The sequence below is a fragment of the Luteimonas soli genome (assembly GCF_042648865.1).
Lineage (GTDB): Bacteria > Pseudomonadota > Gammaproteobacteria > Xanthomonadales > Xanthomonadaceae > Luteimonas > Luteimonas soli.
Window position 1 is genome coordinate 649,414 of sequence record NZ_JBHRYA010000001.1, and the last position, 19,987, is coordinate 669,400.

Here is a 19,987-nt window from a genome sequence, read left to right on the forward strand (position 1 = left end):
GTTTCGTAGGAGCGGCGGAAGCCGCGAGCCTCGGCGCCATGGGCAGCGCGGCGGCGCGACGCCGCTTCATCAGATCGCGTGCCAGCACCCAGACCACCACGACATTGATCGCCACCACCGCCAGCGCGATCCAGCCCGGATGCGCGGCCAGCGCGTACAGGTCGACCGGGAGGTACGCCGCGGCGGTTACGCATCCCAGCCACGAGGCCCAGGACTTCGCCCGCCAAAGACCCCAGGCCTCGAACAGGTGCAGCACGCCGTAGAAAAACACTGCCGCCGCGGCCATGTGCACGGCATTGGGATTGATCGCATCGGCCAGCCACGCCGCCGCGCCGTGGTCGGGGTCGAGTTGGAAGCGGGCGACCAGCAACCGCACGAAGTGTTGCAGCGGCGCCGGGCCCAGCAACTCAAGCCCGCTGGCGGCTAGCACCGCGAGCGCGCCTTTGGCGGCCTCGATGATCGCGATGACATGCAAGCCAGGGTGCGCGTGCGGATCCGGATTGTAGGTGGCGTCCATCACAGCAGCGTGCCCTGTTCGGGCGGGCGCGGCAGTTCGGCTCCGGCCAGGGTCCAGCTTTCGAGGGCATCGTAGCGGCCGCCGGGATTGAACAGCAGCTCGAAACGGTCGACGACGAACGGGCCGGCAGTGGTGCAGTCGATGTCGCGCAGCCAGTCCTGCGACGCGAGATGCTTGTCGAGATAGGCAAGCGTTACGTGCGGCTGCGTGGTGGCCTGCAGCGGGGAGATCCCGCAGCGACGGGTCGCGTCGCGCGTCGCATCACACAGGGCCTGCAGTGGCGGGCAGCCGAAGGGGAGGGCGACGACCGCGCCCGACTGTGGCCAGTACGTGAGACGTTCGATCGAGAAGCGATGCGGCGGGATGCGCGCTGCCGCCGCCGCAAATGCATCCAGCAGCGGGGGTGTCACCAGATGTCCGACGTCATAGCCGATGAAGCACAGCGTGGCGTGCCACTGGTCAGGCCGGCGTACCTGCAGCCTCAGCTGAAGTTTCCGGGTGCCGCCCCGCAGCGCCGCGGCGACCGGCGCAAGCCGCGCCGCTTCGTCGTCGCTCGGGCGCCAACCCGGAAACAGCGCCCGGCTCACGCCGCGCGTGAAGCCCGCTTGCGATCGGTCTCGGTCAGGAACTTCTTGCGCAGGCGGATTTCCTTCGGCGTGACTTCCACCAGCTCGTCGTCCTCGATGAAGTCCAGCGCCTGCTCCAGGGTGTACTTGATCGCAGGCGTCAGCTTGATCGCGTCGTCCTTGCCCGAGGCGCGGACGTTGGTCAGCGGCTTGGACTTGATGACGTTCACGGTCAGGTCGTTGTCCTTGGAGTGGATGCCGACCAGCTGGCCTTCGTACACGTTGTCGCCCTCGGCGGCGAACAGCTTGCCGCGCTCTTCCAGCGGGCCGAGCGAGTAGGCCGGCGTCACGCCCGGGGCATTTGCGATCATCACGCCGTTGATGCGCTTGGCGATCGCGCCCTGTTCCTTCGGCCCGTAATGGTCGAACACGTGGAACAGCAGGCCGGTGCCCTGGGTGAGGGTCTTGAATTCGTTCTGGAACCCGATCAGCCCGCGCGCCGGGATCATGTAGTCCAGGCGCACGCGCCCCTTGCCGTCGGACTCCATGTTTTTCAGCTGGGCCTTGCGGGTGCCGAGCTTCTCCATGACGCCGCCCTGGTGGACTTCCTCGATGTCGACCACCAGCTGTTCGATCGGCTCCATCTGCTGGCCGTCGATTTCCTTGATGATGACTTCCGGGCGCGACACCGCCAGCTCGAAGCCTTCGCGGCGCATGGTTTCGATCAGCACCGACAGGTGCAGTTCGCCGCGGCCGGAGACCAGGAACTTGTCCGGGTCCGAACCTTCCTCGACCTTCAGCGCGACGTTGTGCAGGGTCTCGCGCTCCAGCCGCTCGCGCAGCTGGCGGCTGGTGATGAACTTGCCGCCGCTGCGGTCCTTGTTGCCGGCGAACGGCGAGTTGTTGACCTGGAAGGTCATGCTGATCGTCGGCTCGTCCACGGTCAGCGCCGGCAGCGCCTCGGGCGTGTCCAGCGCGCACACGGTGTCGGAGATGCCCAGTTCGGCGACGCCGGAGATGGCGACGATGTCGCCGGCCTCGGCTTCGGGCACTTCCACCCGCTCCAGGCCCATGAAGCCGAGCACCTGCAGCACCTTGCCCTGGCGCTTCTTGCCGTGGCGGTCGACCACGCTCACCGGCATGTTGGTGCGCACCTTGCCGCGCTGGATGCGACCGACGCCGATCAGGCCGACGAAGTTGTTGTAGTCCAGCTGGCTGATGCGCATCTGGAACGGGCCGTCGGGGTCCACGGTCGGCGGCGCAACGTGCTCCATGATCGCCTCGTACAGCGGGGTCATGTCGCCGGAGCGTGCGCTGTCGTCCAGGCTCGCATAGCCGTGCAGCGCCGAGGCATAGACGATCGGGAAGTCCAGCTGCTCGTTGGTCGCGCCGAGCTTGTCGAACAGGTCGAACACCTGGTCGATCACCCAGTCCGGGCGCGCGCCGGGGCGGTCGATCTTGTTCACCACCACGATCGGCTTGAAGCCCATCGCGAACGCCTTCTGGGTGACAAAGCGCGTCTGCGGCATCGGCCCGTCCATCGCGTCGACCAGGATCAGCACCGAGTCGACCATCGACAGCACGCGCTCGACCTCGCCGCCGAAGTCGGCGTGCCCGGGCGTGTCGACGATGTTGATGCGGTTGCCTTGCCAGGTGATGGCGGTGTTCTTGGACAGGATCGTGATGCCACGTTCCTTTTCCTGGTCGTTGCTGTCCATCACGCGTTCGGCGAGCACGGTACGTTCGGAGAACGTGCCCGACTGCTTGAGCAGGCAGTCGACGAGGGTGGTCTTGCCATGGTCGACGTGGGCGACGATGGCGATGTTGCGGAGGCGTTCGATGGACATGACGGGAACGGGAAAGGCGCACCGGAGCTGGAAGGGCAGGGCGCGACGATAAAGTGGAGGGAGCCGGTTAGTATACCTTGTTGCGGTGCCGCAAACGCATCCGCCGGGGCGATTGAATCCCCCGCTTCAGCCCGCATATCCCCCGGGCATCCCACCAACCGAGGCATCCCATGTCCCTGAACGCCGTATTCGACACCGACCGTGGCCCGATCAAGGTCGAGCTGTACCCCGACAAGGCCCCGCTGACCGTCGCCAGCTTCGTCAACCTGGCCAGGCGCGGCTTCTATGACGGCCTGAAGTTCCACCGCGTGATCCCGGACTTCATGATCCAGGGCGGCTGCCCCCAGGGCACCGGCACCGGCGGCCCGGGCTACAAGTTCGAGGATGAGGCCAACAACGGGGTCAAGCACGAGCGCGGGGTGCTGTCGATGGCCAACGCCGGCCCCAACACCAACGGCAGCCAGTTCTTCATCACCCACATCAAGACCGACTGGCTGGACGGCAAGCACACCGTGTTCGGCAAGGTGCTCGAAGGCCTGGAGGTCGTCGACGCCGTCAAGCAGGGCGACACCATCAAGTCGGTGAAGATCGAGGGCGATGCCGACGCCGCGCTGGCAGCCAAGGCCGACCGCGTGGCGGAGTGGAACAAGATCCTGGCCGCCTGACCGGCACGTGCCGCCGCGCGTCCCGCAGCGCCGGGAGCGGGCGGCCGGCATGCTAAAATCCGGAGGCCGCAAAGCGCGCGCGCAAGTCATGGCGACGCGCCCGCGCGCAGCCTCCCGCTCCCCAAACTTCCCGAGGTTCCGCGATGCCCCAGCTCGCCAAGCGCATGGGCCGTGCCAAGCCCAGTGCGATCATGGTGGTGGCCGAAAAGGCCAAGCAGCTCAAGGCCGAAGGCCGCGACATCATCAGCTTCTCGATCGGCGTCCCCAACTTCCTGCCCGGCGAGCACGTCTACGCCGCCGCGCGCAAGGCACTGGAGAACGATTCCGGCCAGTACGGCAGCAACCGTGGTTCCAACGAACTGCTCGACGCCTTCCTCAAGCACATCGAACAGGTCGGCCTGACCGGCTACACGCGCGCCAACTGCGCGACCGGGATCGGCGCCAAGCACGTGCTGTACAACCTGTGCGAAGCCCTGCTCGACGCCGGTGACGGCTTCGCCTTCGCCACGCCGTACTGGACCAGCTACGTCGACATCGGCGAGATCCTCGATGCCGACATCCAGCTGCTGCCGTGCCCGGCCGAGCAGGACTACAAGCTCACCCCCGCGCAGCTCGACGCCGCGCTGGCGAAGAAGCCCAAGGTCTTCCTGTTCAACAATCCGTCCAACCCGACCGGCATGGTCTATACGAAGGACGAGATCTCGGCGCTGGCGGACGTCATCGTCAAGCATCCCGACACCTGGGTGATCACCGACGACATCTACAACCGCATGGTGTTCGACGGCATCGGCTACCACAACTTCGTGCAGGCCCGCCCCGAGCTCCGCGACCGCGTGGTGTTCATGGATTCGCTGTCCAAGACCTACGGCATGCCCGGTTGGCGCGCCGGGTTCATGGTTGGCCCGGAGGTGGTGGCGAAGGCGGTCACCATCATGAATTCCAACCACATCACCAATATCCCGGAGATCGTGACCGCTGCCGCCGTGGCGGCGCTGTCCGGCCCGCAGGACGTGCCGGACGCCAAGCGCGCCGAGTTCCAGGCCAAGCGCGACCAGGTGGTGGCCGCGTTGAACGCGATCCCCGGCGTGGTCTGCCCGGTGCCGCAGGGCGCGTTCTATGCGTTCCCCGACATCAGCGTCGCCTTCGGCAAGTCGCACGACGGCAAGGTCATCGCCAACGACGTCGACTTGTGCAATGCGTTGCTGGAAGCCAAGGGCGTGGCCTGCGTGCCCGGCTCGGCCTTCGGCGAACCGCGTGGCCTGCGCATCAGCTACACCTGCCCGACGCCGCAGCTGGCGCCGGGGCTGCAGCGCATCCAGGAATTCTTCGCCGAGTTGTCGTAGGGCGGGTCTTGACCCGCCACGCACCACGAATCCGAACAACGTCAGACGGCGGGTCGAGACCCGCCCTACAGGAGTCAAGAACATGAAAGCCCCCATCCGCGTCGCCGTCACCGGCGCAGCCGGCCAGATCGGCTACTCGCTGCTGTTCCGCATCGCCTCGGGCGAAATGCTCGGCAAGGACCAGCCGGTCATCCTGCAGCTGCTCGAACTGCCGATGGAGAAGGCCCAGGCCGCGCTGAAGGGCGTGATGATGGAGCTCGACGACTGCGCGTTCCCGCTGCTGGCCGGCATGGTCGGCACCGATGACGCCGAGGTCGCGTTCAAGGACGCCGACATCGCCCTGCTGGTCGGCGCCCGCCCGCGCGGCCCGGGCATGGAGCGCAAGGACCTGCTGCTGGAGAACGCCAAGATCTTCACTGCCCAGGGCGCGGCGTTGAACAAGGTCGCCTCGCGTGACGTCAAGGTGCTGGTGGTCGGCAACCCGGCCAACACCAACGCCTACATCGCGATGAAGTCCGCGCCCGACCTGCCGGCGAAGAACTTCACCGCCATGCTGCGCCTGGACCACAACCGCGCGCTGAGCCAGCTGGCCGCCAAGGCCGGCGTGGCCGTGGGCGACATCGAGAAGCTGGTCGTCTGGGGCAACCACAGCCCGACCATGTATCCCGACTACCGCTTCGCCACCGCCAACGGCGAGTCGCTGAAGGACAAGGTCAACGATGCGGCGTGGAATGCCGACACCTTCATCCCCACCGTCGGCAAGCGCGGCGCCGCGATCATCGAGGCGCGCGGCCTGTCCTCGGCCGCGTCGGCCGCCAATGCCGCCATCGACCACATCCATGACTGGGTGCTGGGCAGCAACGGCAAGTGGGTCACGATGGGCGTGCCGTCCGACGGCAGCTACGGCATCCCCGAAGGCGTCATCTACGGTGTGCCGGTGACCACGAAGAACGGCGAGTACACCCGCGTCGAAGGCCTGGAGATCGACGACTTCAGCCGCGCGGCGATGGACAAGACCCTGGCGGAGCTCGAGGAAGAGCGCGCCGGCGTGGCGCACCTTCTGTAAGTAAACAACGAAGGCGGCCCAGGCCGCCTTCGTGTCATCTGACCATCGTGGGAGCGGCCAGGGCCGCGAGGAGCTTGCCCGTCAACATCGGGGCCAAGGGGACTCCCACCAGAACGATGGGTATCGCTTCGCTCCACCCATCCTACGAGGCCCAGTCATGTCGCAGGTTTCCATGGGCGCACGCTTCCGCGCCGCACTCGCTGAAGAATCCCCGCTGCAGGTGATGGGCGCGATCACCGCCTATGCCGGCCTGATGGCCAAGCGCACCGGTTACAAGGCGCTGTACCTGTCCGGCGGTGGCGTCGCCGCCAATTCGCTGGGCATGCCGGATTTGGGCATCTCGACGATGGAGGATGTGCTGATCGACGCGCGCCGGGTCGTGGACGCCACGGGAATGCCGCTGCTGGTCGACATCGACACCGGCTGGGGCGGGGCGTTCAACATCGCGCGCACGATCCGCAACTTCGAGCGTGTCGGCGTGGCCGCGGTGCACATGGAGGACCAGGTCGGGCAGAAACGCTGCGGCCATCGCCCGGGCAAGGAAGTCGTGCCGAAAGGCGAGATGGTCGACCGGGTCAAGGCTGCGGTCGACGCGCGTACCGATGCGTCGTTCGTGATCATGGCGCGCACCGACGCGGCCGCGGCCGAGGGCATCGATTCGGCGATCGATCGCGCGGTGGCCTACGTCGAGGCCGGCGCCGACATGGTCTTCCCCGAGGCGATGAAGACACTGGATGACTACCGGCGCTTCAAGGCCGCGGTGAAAGTGCCGATCCTCGCGAACCTCACCGAATTCGGCTCGACGCCGTTCTTCACCACCGACGAGTTGCGCGACGCAGGCGTCGACATCGCGCTGTACTGCTGCGGCGCGTACCGGGCGATGAACAAGGCCGCGCTCGGCTTCTACGAGACGGTGCGCCGCGAGGGCACGCAGAAGGGCATCATCGACCGCCTGCAGACGCGCGAGGAGCTGTACGACTTCCTCGGCTACCACGCCTACGAGCAGAAGCTCGACGAGCTGTTCTCGAAGGAATAGGCCGGCAGGGAGCGCCTGCCGGCGGGGAGTTCGAAGTAGTCGGCCGGCGGGCCTGGAGAGAAGTCCCATGGTCCGAGCCAGCCCCCTCTGGCCAGACCCCACCGGCGCGTGCGTGCGGCGGTGCCTTGGCATCCGCCTTCGACATGGCCAACGCGGGTGCGGGCGGGAAGCGGACAGGCAACCGGCCGAAACCCGTAAAATGGCTGGATCGCAAACGAGAATGACCGGAGCATGCCGATGACCGACACCCCGTCCACCCTGCCCAAGCCGAAGAAGTCGGTGGCCCTGTCCGGCACCGCGGCCGGCAACACCGCGCTGTGCACGGTTGGCCGCAGCGGCAACGACCTCCACTACCGCGGCTACGACATCAAGGACCTGGCGACCAAATCCACGTTCGAGGAGGTTGCGCACCTGCTGGTGCACGGCGCGCTGCCCACCGCGTCGCAGCTCAAGGCCTACAAGCGCAAGCTCAGGCGCCTGCGCGGGCTGCCGGCGATCGTGCAGGAGGCGCTGGAACTGGTGCCCGCCAACGCGCACCCGATGGACGTGATGCGCACCGGCTGCTCGGTGCTGGGCACGGTGCTGCCCGAGCGCGACGGCCACCCCGCGTCCGAGGCGCGCGACATCGCCGACCAGCTGATGGCCAGTTTCGGTTCGATGCTGCTGTACTGGTGGCACTTCACCCGCAACGGCCGCCGCATCGACGTCGAGACCGACGATGAGTCGATCGCCGCGCACTTCCTGCACCTGCTGCGCGGTTTCCCGCCGAGTGAGCTGCACGCCGATGCGATGGACAAGTCGCTGATCCTGTACGCCGAGCATGAGTTCAATGCCTCGACGTTCACCGGGCGCGTGATCGCCGGAACCGGGTCGGACATGCATTCGTGCATCACCGGCGCGATCGGCGCGCTGCGCGGCCCGAAGCACGGCGGCGCCAACGAAGTGGCGATGGACATCATTTCGCGCTACGGCAGCGCCGACGAGGCCGAGGCCGACATCCGCGCCCGCGTGGAGCGCAAGGAAATCGTGATCGGCTTCGGCCATCCGGTCTACACCATCGGCGACCCGCGCAACCCGATCATCAAGGACATCGCGCGCAAGCTGTGCCATGACGGCGGCAACATGACGCTGTTCGAGGTCTCCGAGCGGATCGAGAACGTCATGATGGACATGAAGAAAATGTTCCCGAACCTGGACTGGTACAGCGCGTCGAGCTACCACATGATGGGCGTGCCGACGCCGATGTTCACGCCGCTGTTCGTGATCGCCCGCACCGCTGGCTGGAGCGCGCACGTGATCGAGCAGCGCGAGGACGGCAAGATCATCCGGCCCAGTGCGAACTACACCGGCCCGGAAGATCGCGCATACGTGCCGATCAACAAGCGCTGAGCGTCCGGCTCGGGCCTTGCATGGAAAAGCCGCGCAAAAGCGCGGCTTTTTCGTCGTGCGCCATGCAGGGAGTCAACGATTGGCTTCTTCCGCCAGCACTTTCTGCACCGCGACGTCGGCTTCCATCTGCGCTGAGAAGCGGGCGAGGTGGTCGAGGCCGCCCAGGTCCACGCCTTGCCCCTTCGCCCATCGCGTAACCACGAACAGGTACGGGTCGGCGATCGAGCGCGTGCCTGCGATCCATTCGTTGCCCGCAAGCTGCGCGTCGGCGCGTTCGAACAGGCCGCGCAGCGACTTGCGCGCCACGTCCTTGGTCTTGTCGATCATCGCTTCGTCCCCGAGGTAGGCGGTCGTGCCGAACAGCGGCTTGAACGCCGGGTGCACGTCGGAGTTGACGAACGCCAGCCAGCGATTGACTTCGGCGCGGCCCTTCGGCGTGCCGTCGCCGCCCAGGCCGGCTTCGGGGAAGCTGTCGGCGAGGAAGTTGAGGATCGCCGCGTTCTGCGTGAGCACCCAGTCGCCGTCCTGCAGCACGGGCACGGCGCCGGCGGGGTTGAGCTTGAGGAATTCCGGCGACCTGCGCTCCTCGCGCGAGACACGGACGGCTTCGTACGGCTTGCCGATCCACTCGAGCACGATGTGGTCGGCGAGCGAGCAGGCCCCTGGCGAGTAGTACAGCTTCATTGCGGCGGCTCCCTGGATGGAAACCGCCATGATGCCGGCGCTCCGGTGACGGCGCAGTGGCGCCGGTGGAACGGTTCGTCGCGCGAAGGTTCGTCGCGCGAGGCGGGTCGCGCGGGCCTCAGCCGCGCGGCTTGAGGTCCTGCACCTTGAGGAAGGTGTGGCCGCCGATGGTCGCGACCTGGTAGGCGTTGCGCCAGCTCGGGCTGGCGATGTCGTGGGCCAGGAAGTGGCTGGCGCCGGGCACGATTTCGATGCGCTCGCCGGCCGGCAGCGCCCAGTTGCGCTCGGACTCGATCGCGATCGTCACCGCCTGCGACCAGGCCTCGACGTTGCGCAGGCGGGTGTTCGGCGACACCAGCGACGGCGCGAACTGCTTGCGCGCGGTGACCACGTCGCACATCGAATCGCCCCACAGGCCGCTTTCCTCGCGGCGCAGGGCCACCTCGGCCACGGCCTGCTGGCCACGGTCGGACTGGTCGCGGGCCTCCAGGTACACCGTGGTGCTGAGGCAGAGCGAATCGGCGGCTTGCGGCGGCAGGACGGAGGCCAACCACAGGATCCAGGCCAGTTTCATCGAACAGACTCCTTGCTGCGTTGCGCCCGCGGGCACCACCGGAACCCGGCGGGCTCGGTGTTGCCAACGGACATGGCGTATTGGGGAGGGCAGCGGCTCTATGGCGCTTTAGCCCGGGCTCCGAAGACCGCAGAAGGGCGGTCCGGGCCGGTCCTGCCTGAATGCGGGGGCAGGAAAAGTGCGCGCAAGGTACCGGCAGGTTTCCCAACGCAGCCTGAACGGAAATCCTGAAATGGTTGATTGGATTGGAGTTTTTATTCTGGATTCCGAGCGGCAACAGAGCCGCCGCTAGAGCGCGGCGGCCACGCGTGCTGCCTGCGCGATCGCGCGCTTGGCGTCCAGCTCGGCGGCGACGTCTGCGCCGCCGATCACCTGAACACGGGCCGAAGCGGCCTGCAGCGGCGCCAGCAGGTCGCGCCGCGATTCCTGCCCGGCGCACACCACGACATGGTCCACCGCGAGCAGCTGCTCGGTGCCATCGACGCGTATGCGCAGGCCGTCGTCACCGACGCCCAGGTACTCCACGCCACCGAGCATCTTCACGCCCTTGGCCTTGAGCGTGGCGCGGTGGACCCAGCCGGTGGTCTTGCCCAGCCGCGCGCCGGGGCGGCCCTGGGTGCGCTGGAGCAGCCAGACCTGGCGCGGCGAAGGCTCGGGCCGGGAGGGGACCAGGCCGCCGCGGGTGCGGAAGTGGCGGTCAACGCCCCATTCGGCCATCCAGCGCCCGGGGTCGAGGCTGGGGGAGGGCGCTTCCTGCACCAGGAACTCGGCCACGTCGAAGCCGATGCCGCCCGCACCGATGATCGCGACGCGGCTGCCGGGGACGACGCGCCGCTGCAGCACGTCGAGGTAGCCGACGACCTTCGGATGATCGTGGCCGGGGAAGTCGACCCGGCGCGGCGTCACGCCGGTGGCGAGCACCACCTGGTCGAAGCCGGACAGCAGCTCCGGCGTGGCCGGCGTCGACAGTCGCAGCTTCACGCCGGTTTCGTCGATGCGGTGGCGGAAGTAGCGCAGGGTCTCGTGGAACTCCTCCTTGCCGGGAATCGTCTTGGCCAGGTTGAACTGGCCGCCGATCTCGCCTGCGGCGTCGAACAGCGTGACGTGGTGCCCTCGCTCGGCGGCGATCGTCGCGCAGGCCAGCCCGGCGGGACCGGCGCCGACCACGGCGATGCGCTCGGGCGTATTGGCCGGCATGTATTCCAGTTCGGTTTCGTGGCAGGCACGCGGATTGACCAGGCAACTCGCGCGCCGGTTCTGGAACACGTGGTCCAGGCACGCCTGGTTGCAGGCGATGCAGGTGTTGATCTCGTGCGCCTTGCCTGCGCGGGCCTTGGCCGCCCACCAGGCGTCGGCGAGCAACGGGCGCGCCATCGACACCATGTCCGCGCCGCCGGAGGCGAGGATGCGTTCGGCCACGTCCGGCATGTTGATGCGGTTGGTGGCCACCAGCGGCAGCGCCACGTGCGGGCGCAGCTTGGCGGTCACGCCGGCGAAGGCGGCGCGCGGCACCGACGTGGTGATGGTGGGTACGCGCGCCTCGTGCCAGCCGATGCCGGTGTTGATGATGGTCGCGCCGGCGGCTTCCACCGCGCGCGCCTGGGCAACGACCTCGTCCCAGTCGTTTCCGCCTTCGACCAGGTCGAGCATCGACAGCCGGTAGATGACGATGAAGTCCGGCCCGCAGGCCTCGCGTACCCGGCGCACGATCTCCACCGCGAAGCGCATGCGGTTCTCCGCGCTGCCGCCCCAGCGGTCATCGCGCTGGTTGGTGCGCGCAACCGTGAACTGGTTGAGCAGGTAGCCCTCCGAACCCATGACCTCGACGCCGTCGTAGCCGCCGTCGCGCGCGAGCTTCGCGGAAGTGGCGAACGCGTCGATCTGGCGTTCGACGCCGCGCGCCGACAGCGCACGCGGGGTGAACGGGTTGATCGGCGCCTTGATCCGCGATGCCGACACCGACAGCGGATGGTAGGCGTAGCGGCCCGCGTGCAGCAGCTGCAGGCAGATCTTCGCGTCGTGCGCGTGCACCGCAGCGGTGACCTGGCGATGCTTGCGCGCTTCCCACGGCCAGCCGAGCTTGCCGGCGAAAGGCTTGAGCCAGCCGACCAGGTTCGGCGAGAAGCCGCCGGTGACCATCATCCCGACGCCGCCCTCGGCACGCTCGGCGAAGTACGCCGCCAGCTTCGGGAAGTCGCGGCGGTGGTCTTCGAGCCCGGTGTGCATCGATCCCATCAGCACGCGGTTGCGCAGGGTGGTGAAGCCGAGATCCAGCGGCGAGAACAGGTGCGGGTAGGGCGGGTGCGCTGCGTCGGGCATGGGGATACGTAGGCGTATGGATTGCCCACGATGCCGCCAAACGGTGTTTGCGGCAAGCCGGGCGGCGGTGGTGGTGCTGCGTCCCTCCAGTACAGTCGTCGCACGAAAGGAGCGACGCGCGGAGTGAAGGGATGGACGTATCGACACAGGCGAAGTTTCGCGGCCCGCCTATCGGGCGCTGGTTGTGGCTGACCCTTGCGCTGGCCATGTCCGCGGCCGGCGGTTGCCAGCCGGCCGACACGGCCGAGCCGGAGTCGCAGGCCGTTGCCGCACCCACGGTGGTCCATGCCGGCGCGCAGGTGCAGGACCGGATCGACGGGCTGGACCTGGCGACCGGTGCTGACGGCAGCGTGCATCTGGTCTGGCGCGAGCGGCCCGGCCTGCACGGCAAGACCAACCGCTCCGCACGACTGATGTACCAGCGCGGCCACGGCGACCCGCTGCGCTGGGGCGCACCGGTCCAGCTGGCCGATGGCATCGCCGGAACGCCACGGGTCGTCGCCGCCCGCGACGGCCTGCACGTGCTGGCGGGATCGCGGCTCGACCACTGGTGGCTGCCGGCCGGCGCCGACCGGTGGCAGCCGCAACCGGCGCTGCTTGGTGACCACGTGCCGCCCGCGACGACGTTCGATGCCGTGGGCATCGATGGAAGCCTGGTCATCGCATATGCAACTGGAGGCGCTGCCGGCGACCAGGTGCTGAATACCCTGCGATGGCGTGGCGGACAGGCTGGGCCGGTGATGCCGCTGGCCAGCCTTCCCGCGGTACGCCGCACGCGGGTCGGCAGCATCGCGCAGCTGCACGATCCGGTGCTGGCGCAGCGCGACGGCCGCCTGCTGTTGCTGTGGGGGACACGGATCCCGACCGAAACCGGTCCGAATGTGCGACTGGAGTCCAGAGTGCAGGCCGCATGGAGTACCGATGGCGGGATGGGGTGGAGCGAGGCGGGACGCGTCACCAGCGATGGGGCGGATGACTACGTCAACGACCTGGCCGTCGACATCGGAGGTACCACGCCGCTGGCCCTGTTCGTTGCGCACGGGCTGTTCGCAAGTCACTGGGATGGCGATGCGTGGTCCCCGCCACGGCGCCTCGCCGGTTACGACATCGGCTCGCTGTCCGGCAGTGCCAAGGCGTTCCGCGTCGCCGCCGCCTCCTGTGCGGGCCGGCCGCTGGTGGCCTGGGTCGACGGCCGCCACCAGGGCAGCGACCGACGTTGGTGGAATCCGCTGGGCGGGTTCCCGTGGTCGGACTCGCCCGAGTGGACCAACAACGACCTGTTCGTGCTGGCCGGTGACGCTCTGGCGGCAGAGCTGGATGGCCGCTCAGCCACGCCACGGCAGCAGACCGTAACGGGTGGCCAGGTCGAGGACGTCGCCGTCGTGGACCGTGGCGACCATGCACTGCTGGTGTGGTCGGGCCGCAAGCAAGTGCGCAAGTCGTCGACCGACATGGGGACACCACCGACGATCTGGCATCGGCGTATCGAGTGCGACTGAATGCCCGTGCCGCGTCGCCGTGCCGGGCACCGGGCCGGATGCGATAATCACCGCCATCACGTTCCGCGGCCGGCCTTTCCATGCTCGTTCGAGCGAAGGGCGGTCCGCGTGCGCGTCGTCGCCCACGCTGGAGAGCCGATACCCGCATGAATACCGATTTCCGCAAGCCGCTGCCCGGCACCGATCTCGACTATTTCGACACCCGCGCCGCCGTCGAGGCGATCAAGCCGGGTGCCTACGACGCGCTGCCGTACACCTCGCGCGTGCATGCGGAAAACCTGGTGCGCCGCGCCGATCCGGCCCGGCTGACCGATTACCTGGTCCAGCTGATCGAGCGCCGCCGCGACCTCGATTTCCCCTGGCTCCCGGCGCGGGTGGTCTGCCACGACATCCTCGGCCAGACCGCGCTGGTCGACCTGGCCGGCCTGCGCGACGCGATCGCGCGGCGCGGCGGCGACCCGGCGCAGGTCAACCCGGTGGTGCCGACCCAGTTGATCGTCGACCACTCGCTGGCGGTGGAGGCACCGGGCTTCGACAAGGACGCGTTCGGCAAGAACCGCGCGATCGAGGACCGTCGCAACGAGGACCGCTTCCACTTCATCGAGTGGACCCGGCATGCGTTCCGCAACGTCGACGTGATCCCGCCGGGCAACGGGATCATGCACCAGATCAACCTGGAGAAGATGTCGCCGGTGGTCTACGTGCAGGACGGCGTCGCGTTCCCCGACACCTGCGTGGGCACCGACAGCCATACCCCGCACGTCGATGCGCTGGGCGTGATCGCGGTCGGCGTCGGCGGGTTGGAGGCGGAGAGCGTGATGCTCGGCCGCGCCTCGTGGATGCGGCTGCCGGAGATCGTCGCCGTCGAGCTGGCGGGCCGGCCGCAGCCGGGCATCACCGCCACCGACATCGTGCTGGCGCTGACCGAGTTCCTGCGCCAGTCGAAGGTGGTCGGCGCGTACCTGGAATTCCGCGGCGAAGGTGCGTCCGCGCTGACCCTGGGCGACCGCGCGACGATTTCCAACATGGCGCCCGAGTACGGCGCGACCGCGGCGATGTTCTTCATCGACGACAACACCATCGACTACCTGCGCCTGACCGGCCGCGACGACGAACAGGTGAAGCTGGTCGAGACCTACGCGAAGCACACCGGCCTGTGGGCCGACGCACTGGCCAGCGCGCAGTACGAGCGCACGCTGGCGTTCGACCTGTCGACCGTCACCCGCAACATGGCCGGCCCGTCCAACCCGCACCGGCGCCTACCGACCAGCGCGCTGGCCGAGCGCGGCATCGCCGGCAACCTCGACGCCGCGCGCGCCGAGGAAGCAAAGGGCCTGATGCCCGACGGCGCGGTGATCATCGCCGCGATCACCAGCTGCACCAACACGTCCAACCCGCGCAACGTCGTCGCCGCCGGCCTGCTGGCGAAGAAGGCCAACGCGCTGGGGCTGGTGCGCAAGCCGTGGGTCAAGACCTCGCTGGCACCGGGCTCGAAGGCGGTGCAGCTGTACCTGGAGGATTCGAAGCTGCTGCCGGAGCTGGAGCAGCTGGGCTTTGGCATCGTCGGCTTCGCCTGCACCACCTGCAACGGCATGAGCGGCGCGCTCGACCCGGCGATCCAGAAGGAAGTCATCGAACGCGACCTCTACGTCACCGCCGTGCTGTCGGGCAACCGCAACTTCGACGGCCGCATCCACCCCTACGCCAAGCAGGCCTTCCTTGCCTCGCCGCCGCTGGTGGTCGCCTACGCGATCGCCGGCACCGTGCGTTTCGACATCGAGAAGGACGTGCTCGGCACCGACGCGCAGGGCAATCCGGTCACCCTCAAGGACCTGTGGCCGAGCGACGAGGAGATCGATGCGATCGTGCGCGCGCACGTCAAGCCAGAACAGTTCCGGCAGGTGTACGCGCCGATGTTCAACGTCCGCGTCACGCGCGACCAAAAGGCCGAGCCGCTGTACGACTGGCGCCCGCAGAGCACCTACATCCGCTGCCCGCCCTACTGGGAAGGCGCGCTGGCCGGCGAACGCAGCCTGCGCGGCATGCGCCCGCTGGCGGTGCTGGGCGACAACATCACCACCGACCACCTGTCGCCGTCGAACGCGATCCTGCCGACCAGCGCCGCCGGCGAGTACCTGGCGAAGATGGGCTTGCCGGAAGAGGACTTCAATTCCTACGCGACCCACCGCGGCGACCACCTCACCGCGCAGCGCGCCACGTTCGCCAACCCGAAGCTGCTCAACGAGATGGTGCGCAACGCCGACGGCGGCGTGCGCCAGGGCTCGCTGGCGCGGATCGAGCCGGAAGGGCAGGTCACGCGCATGTGGGAGGCGATCGAAACCTACATGGACCGCCGCCAGCCGCTGATCATCATCGCCGGCGCCGACTACGGACAGGGCAGCTCGCGCGACTGGGCCGCCAAGGGCGTGCGCCTGGCCGGCGTGGAGGCGATCGCCGCCGAGGGCTTCGAGCGCATCCACCGTACCAACCTGATCGGCATGGGCGTGCTGCCGCTGGAGTTCCAGCCCGGCACCGACCGCAACACGCTCGGCATCGACGGCACCGAGACCTTCGACGTCGACGGCACGCCGGCGCCGGGGGCGACGCTGACGCTGGTGATCCACCGCAAGGACGGCGAGCGGCTGGACGTGCCGGTCACCTGCCGCCTCGATACCGCCGAGGAAGTGTCGATCTACGAGGCTGGCGGCGTGCTGCAACGCTTCGCCAACGACTTCTTCGAGGCGGCGCAGGAGGCGTAGGCGGTCCGCGCCTGCGTTCCCGACTCCACCGCGCCACAACACCCCACCTTCCGGAAATCGTCCATGCCCCACATCCCGCAGCTCCGCATCCCCGCCACCTACATGCGCGGCGGCACCTCCAAGGGCGTGTTCTTCCGCCTGCAGGACCTGCCGCAGGCGGCGCAGGTGCCGGGGCCGGCGCGCGACGCGCTGCTGATGCGCGTGATCGGTTCGCCCGATCCCTACGCCAAGCACACCGACGGGATGGGCGGGGCGACGTCGAGCACCAGCAAGTGCGTGATCATCTCGAAGGCGTCGGTGCCCGACCACGACGTCGACTATCTCTACGGCCAGGTCGCGATCGACAAGGCTTTTGTCGACTGGAGCGGCAACTGCGGCAACCTGTCGTCCGCGGTGGGGCCGTTCGCCATCGCCAACGGCCTGGTCGACCCGGCGCGCGTTCCCCGCGACGGCATCGCGGTCGTGCGCATCTGGCAGGCCAATATCGGCAAGACGATCATCGCGCACGTGCCGGTCGCGGATGGCCAGGTGCAGGAAACCGGCGATTTCGAGCTCGACGGCGTCACCTTCCCGGCGGCCGAGATCAGGCTGGAATTCCTCGATCCGTCCGACGAGGGCGAAGGCGATGGCGCGGCGGCGGGCATGTTCCCGACCGGCAACCTCGTCGACGAGTTGGACGTGCCCGGCGTGGGCAGTTTTACCGCGACGCTGATCAACGCCGGCATCCCGGCGATCTTCCTCGATGCCGCCGAACTGGGCTACTGCGGTACCGAGCTGCAGGCCGCGATCAACGACGACGCGGCCGCGCTGGCGCGGTTCGAGGCGATCCGCGCCGCCGGCGCCGTGCGCATGGGCCTGATCGCGACGGCCGCCGAGGCCGCCACGCGCCAGCACACGCCCAAGGTCGCCTTCGTCGCACCGGCGCAGGATTATGTGTCTTCCAGCGGCAAGCACATTGCCGCCGGCGAGATCGACCTGCACGTGCGCGCGCTGTCGATGGGCAAGCTGCACCACGCGATGATGGGCACGGCCGCCGTCGCCATCGGCACCGCGGCCTCGATCCCCGGCACCCTGGTCAACCGCGCGGCCGGCGGCGGCGAGCGCGAGTCGGTGCGGTTCGGCCATCCCTCGGGCACGCTGCAGGTGGGCGCGCAGGCGCGACTGGTCGACGGGCAGTGGACCGTCACCAAGGCGATCATGAGCCGCAGCGCGCGGGTGCTGATGGACGGCGCGGTGCGCGTTCCCGGCGATACGGTGTAGGGCAGGGCGATCCATCGCGCCGGACTGGCGCGGTTCGAGCGCGTGTTGACGCCGCGGTTGCATGCCACGGCCGGATGCGCGCGCCCGGCGCGGCACCACAGGGCCACCACGCGCGCTGGCGGACAATGCGGCATCACTTTCCGCGCAGGCCGGCCATGACCAGCTCCCATCCCCGTTCCGCCGTCCGTCCCGATCCCGACCAGCCGATGGTCGACATCGCCGACTACGTCATCGACGCGAAGATCGACTCGCAGGAGGCCTTTGATACCGCGCGCTACATGCTGCTCGACTCGCTGGCCTGCGCGATGCTGGCGATGAAGTTCGAAGGCTGCGTGAAACACCTCGGGCCACTGGTCCCCGGCGGCGAAATCCCCGGCGGCGCGCGCGTGCCGGGCACGGCGTTCGAGCTTGACCCGGCCCAGGCCGCGTTCAACATCGGCACCCAGGTGCGCTGGCTCGACTTCAACGACACCTGGCTCGCCGCCGAGTGGGGCCACCCGTCCGACAACCTCGGCACCATCCTGGCCGTCGGCGACTGGCTGTCGCGCAAGGCCGAAAGGGAGGGTGGCAAGGGCCTGACCGTGCGCGATGTGCTGGGCTGGGCGATCAAGGCCCACGAGATCCAGGGCGTGTACGCGCTGCAGAACTCGTTCAACCGGGTCGGCCTCGACCACGTGATCCTGGTGCGGCTGGCCTCGACCGCGGTCGCCACCGCGATGTTCGGCGGCGGCAAGGAAGAGGTGATCAACGCGGTCTCGCACTCGTGGATCGACAACGGCGTGCTGCGCACCTACCGCCACGCGCCCAACACCGGCCCGCGCAAGAGCTGGGCCGCCGGCGATGCCTGCCGGCGCGCGGTGATCCATGCGATCAACGCCGTCGACAAGAGGGTGGTGGGCTACCCGAGTGCGCTGAGCGCGAAGACCTGGGGCTTCCAGGACGTCGCCTTCAAGGGCCAGGCGTTCAAGTTCGAGCGCCCGTTCGGCAGCTACGTGATGGAGAACATCCTGTTCAAGATCAGCTACCCGGCCGAGTTCCATGCCCAGACCGCGGTCGAGTGCGCGATGCAGCTGCACGAGCAGGTCAAGGGCCGCCTCGACGACATCGAGCGCATCGAGATCCAGACCCAGGAAGCGGGCGTGCGCATCATCGACAAGACCGGCCCGCTGGCCAACTACGCCGACCGCGACCACTGCATCCAGTACATGGTTGCCGTGCCGCTGATCTTCGGCCGCCTCACCGCCGACGACTACAACGACGACGTCGCCGCCGACCCGCGCATCGACGCCCTGCGCGACCGCATGACCGTGACCGAGAACCCGCAGTTCACCAGGGACTACTTCGACCCCGACAAGCGCTATATCGGCAACTCGGTGCAGGTGTTCTTCAAGGACGGCAGCTCGACCGAGCGGGTCTCGATCGACTATCCGATCGGCCACCGCCGGCGCCGCGCCGAGGGCATCCCGGTGCTGATGGACAAGTGCGAAAAGGCGCTGCGGGCGCACCTCGCGCAGGACAAGGTGGACCGCCTGATGGCGCTTGCTGCCGATCCTGCAAGCCTTGATGCGCTTCCTGTTTCCGACTTCATTCAGCTTTACCAACAATAATGGCCCCGTTCAGCGGCATCCGTTACGCAGTCGTTAACAGCGCCTTCACGGCTTTCCTCCTAGGGTTTGCGCCGGGCGTTCCCTGCGGCCGTCTGAGCCAACGACAATCAAGAAAAGTTAATCCCCCCGATCAAAGGAGCTGAACCCTGATGAACAAGAAACTCCTCTGTGCCGCGCTGCTCGCCGGCATCGGCTGCATGCAGGCCGCCAATGCGCAGGAGTTCGACGATCGCTGGTACGTCACCGGCAGTGTCGGCTACAACTTCCAAGACTCCGAGCGCATGACAGACGATGCTCCGTTCGGCACCATCGGCGTCGGCAAGTTCATTTCCCCGAACTGGTCGATCGACGGTGAACTGAACTACCAGAACCCGAACTTCGCCGACAACGACGACCTGAACTACAGCCAGTACGGCATCTCGTTCGATGCGCGCTACCACTTCATCGCCGAAGGCCGCAGCTGGAACCCGTACCTGCTGGCCGGCCTGGGCTACCAGCGCGCCGAGGAAGAGTTCGACAACTTCCCGAACCCGAACTCGCCGATCCAGCGCGAAGACGGCCACGTTGCCGGCAAGCTGGGTGTCGGCGTGCAGAGCACGTTCGAAAACCGCGTTGCCGTCCGCGCCGAGCTCGCCTACCGGATCGATGCCGACAACGACAGCTACGCTGCGCTCGCCAGCGATCCGAACCACGATGATGGCGAGGACTGGTTCGGCGACATCCTCGCCTCGGTCGGCGTGGTGATCCCGCTGGGTCCGGCACCGACCGCCCCGGTTGCCCCCGCTCCGGTTGCCCCGAGCTGCGCCGACATGGACAGCGACGGCGACGGCGTGAACGATTGCGACGACAAGTGCCC

The 19,987-nt window shown here is 68.2% G+C and carries 16 protein-coding genes; 10 read left to right on the forward strand and 6 right to left on the reverse strand.

Translation table 11 applies throughout. From position 1 onward, the window contains the following. The 3 genes from ACFONC_RS03010 to typA all read right to left on the reverse strand — a co-directional run. Positions 1-517, reverse strand: a 517-nt coding sequence (locus tag ACFONC_RS03010; protein WP_386742144.1) for a DUF2127 domain-containing protein, incomplete at its 3' end; no start/stop codon positions are given. Continuing rightward, positions 517-1,104: a 2'-5' RNA ligase family protein gene (locus tag ACFONC_RS03015; protein ID WP_386742146.1), complete on the reverse strand. Its 588-nt coding sequence runs from the start codon at positions 1,102-1,104 to the stop codon at positions 517-519. The genes ACFONC_RS03010 and ACFONC_RS03015, both read right to left, overlap by 1 nt. After that, entirely contained in the window at positions 1,101-2,930 is a 1,830-nt protein-coding gene (gene typA, locus ACFONC_RS03020; RefSeq protein ID WP_386742148.1) for a translational GTPase TypA, read from the reverse strand. Before typA ends, ACFONC_RS03015 begins: the two co-directional genes overlap by 4 nt. Before the next feature lie 170 nt (positions 2,931-3,100). Here typA and ACFONC_RS03025 point away from each other — a divergent pair, with 170 nt between their 5' ends. The 5 genes from ACFONC_RS03025 to prpC all read left to right on the forward strand — a co-directional run bounded on the left by ACFONC_RS03025 (position 3,101) and on the right by prpC (position 8,429). Beyond that, the gene (locus ACFONC_RS03025) at positions 3,101-3,595 is read left to right on the forward strand and encodes a peptidylprolyl isomerase (protein ID WP_386742149.1); all 495 of its coding nucleotides are present in this window, start codon (positions 3,101-3,103) and stop codon (positions 3,593-3,595) included. A gap of 143 nt (positions 3,596-3,738) precedes the next feature. Further along, entirely contained in the window at positions 3,739-4,938 is a 1,200-nt protein-coding gene (locus ACFONC_RS03030) for a pyridoxal phosphate-dependent aminotransferase (protein WP_386742150.1), read from the forward strand. A gap of 82 nt (positions 4,939-5,020) precedes the next feature. Further along, positions 5,021-6,004 (forward strand): malate dehydrogenase, encoded by a 984-nt coding sequence (locus tag ACFONC_RS03035; protein ID WP_386742151.1) that lies wholly within the window; start codon positions 5,021-5,023, stop codon positions 6,002-6,004. Between the two features lie 157 nt (positions 6,005-6,161). After that, the gene (gene prpB / locus ACFONC_RS03040) at positions 6,162-7,040 is read left to right on the forward strand and encodes a methylisocitrate lyase (protein ID WP_386742152.1); all 879 of its coding nucleotides are present in this window, start codon (positions 6,162-6,164) and stop codon (positions 7,038-7,040) included. Positions 7,041-7,277: 237 nt separating this feature from the next. Next, the gene (gene prpC, locus ACFONC_RS03045; protein ID WP_386742153.1) at positions 7,278-8,429 is read left to right on the forward strand and encodes a bifunctional 2-methylcitrate synthase/citrate synthase; all 1,152 of its coding nucleotides are present in this window, start codon (positions 7,278-7,280) and stop codon (positions 8,427-8,429) included. Positions 8,430-8,501: 72 nt separating this feature from the next. Here the strand turns inward: prpC and ACFONC_RS03050 are convergent, their stop codons facing one another. From ACFONC_RS03050 to ACFONC_RS03060, 3 genes are all read right to left on the reverse strand, one after another. Continuing rightward, the gene (locus ACFONC_RS03050; protein WP_386742228.1) at positions 8,502-9,113 is read right to left on the reverse strand and encodes a glutathione S-transferase family protein; all 612 of its coding nucleotides are present in this window, start codon (positions 9,111-9,113) and stop codon (positions 8,502-8,504) included. A gap of 118 nt (positions 9,114-9,231) precedes the next feature. Further along, positions 9,232-9,687 (reverse strand): cell wall hydrolase, encoded by a 456-nt coding sequence (locus tag ACFONC_RS03055; protein WP_386742154.1) that lies wholly within the window; start codon positions 9,685-9,687, stop codon positions 9,232-9,234. Between the two features lie 288 nt (positions 9,688-9,975). Continuing rightward, on the reverse strand, positions 9,976-12,006 hold the full coding sequence (locus ACFONC_RS03060; protein WP_386742155.1) for an oxidoreductase: 2,031 nt from the start codon (positions 12,004-12,006) through the stop codon (positions 9,976-9,978). 131 nt (positions 12,007-12,137) lie between these two features. Here ACFONC_RS03060 and ACFONC_RS03065 point away from each other — a divergent pair, with 131 nt between their 5' ends. The 5 genes from ACFONC_RS03065 to ACFONC_RS03085 all read left to right on the forward strand — a co-directional run. After that, complete coding sequence (locus tag ACFONC_RS03065) at positions 12,138-13,505, forward strand: hypothetical protein (RefSeq protein ID WP_386742157.1); 1,368 nt, start codon at positions 12,138-12,140, stop codon at positions 13,503-13,505. 146 nt (positions 13,506-13,651) lie between these two features. Next, positions 13,652-16,264 (forward strand): Fe/S-dependent 2-methylisocitrate dehydratase AcnD, encoded by a 2,613-nt coding sequence (gene acnD / locus ACFONC_RS03070; RefSeq protein WP_386742159.1) that lies wholly within the window; start codon positions 13,652-13,654, stop codon positions 16,262-16,264. A 63-nt stretch (positions 16,265-16,327) separates the two neighbouring features. Beyond that, a complete protein-coding gene (gene prpF / locus ACFONC_RS03075; RefSeq protein WP_386742161.1) occupies positions 16,328-17,524 on the forward strand; it encodes a 2-methylaconitate cis-trans isomerase PrpF in 1,197 nt (398 codons plus the stop codon). A gap of 155 nt (positions 17,525-17,679) precedes the next feature. After that, positions 17,680-19,131, forward strand: coding sequence for a bifunctional 2-methylcitrate dehydratase/aconitate hydratase (locus ACFONC_RS03080; RefSeq protein ID WP_386742163.1), 1,452 nt, complete (start codon positions 17,680-17,682; stop codon positions 19,129-19,131). A 149-nt stretch (positions 19,132-19,280) separates the two neighbouring features. Continuing rightward, the coding region (locus ACFONC_RS03085; protein ID WP_386742165.1) for a porin family protein at positions 19,281-19,987 on the forward strand (707 nt) is incomplete at its 3' end.

Coding starts and splice junctions, on each gene's coding strand:
- ACFONC_RS03055 (WP_386742154.1), bottom strand. CDS start 9,687: ATGAAACTGGCCTGGATCCTGTGGTTGGCCTCCGTCCTGCCGCCGCAA.
- acnD (WP_386742159.1), top strand. CDS start 13,652: ATGAATACCGATTTCCGCAAGCCGCTGCCCGGCACCGATCTCGACTAT.
- ACFONC_RS03050 (WP_386742228.1), bottom strand. CDS start 9,113: ATGAAGCTGTACTACTCGCCAGGGGCCTGCTCGCTCGCCGACCACATC.
- ACFONC_RS03035 (WP_386742151.1), top strand. CDS start 5,021: ATGAAAGCCCCCATCCGCGTCGCCGTCACCGGCGCAGCCGGCCAGATC.
- ACFONC_RS03065 (WP_386742157.1), top strand. CDS start 12,138: ATGGACGTATCGACACAGGCGAAGTTTCGCGGCCCGCCTATCGGGCGC.
- ACFONC_RS03030 (WP_386742150.1), top strand. CDS start 3,739: ATGCCCCAGCTCGCCAAGCGCATGGGCCGTGCCAAGCCCAGTGCGATC.
- prpF (WP_386742161.1), top strand. CDS start 16,328: ATGCCCCACATCCCGCAGCTCCGCATCCCCGCCACCTACATGCGCGGC.
- ACFONC_RS03025 (WP_386742149.1), top strand. CDS start 3,101: ATGTCCCTGAACGCCGTATTCGACACCGACCGTGGCCCGATCAAGGTC.
- prpB (WP_386742152.1), top strand. CDS start 6,162: ATGTCGCAGGTTTCCATGGGCGCACGCTTCCGCGCCGCACTCGCTGAA.
- typA (WP_386742148.1), bottom strand. CDS start 2,930: ATGTCCATCGAACGCCTCCGCAACATCGCCATCGTCGCCCACGTCGAC.
- ACFONC_RS03080 (WP_386742163.1), top strand. CDS start 17,680: ATGACCAGCTCCCATCCCCGTTCCGCCGTCCGTCCCGATCCCGACCAG.
- ACFONC_RS03060 (WP_386742155.1), bottom strand. CDS start 12,006: ATGCCCGACGCAGCGCACCCGCCCTACCCGCACCTGTTCTCGCCGCTG.
- prpC (WP_386742153.1), top strand. CDS start 7,278: ATGACCGACACCCCGTCCACCCTGCCCAAGCCGAAGAAGTCGGTGGCC.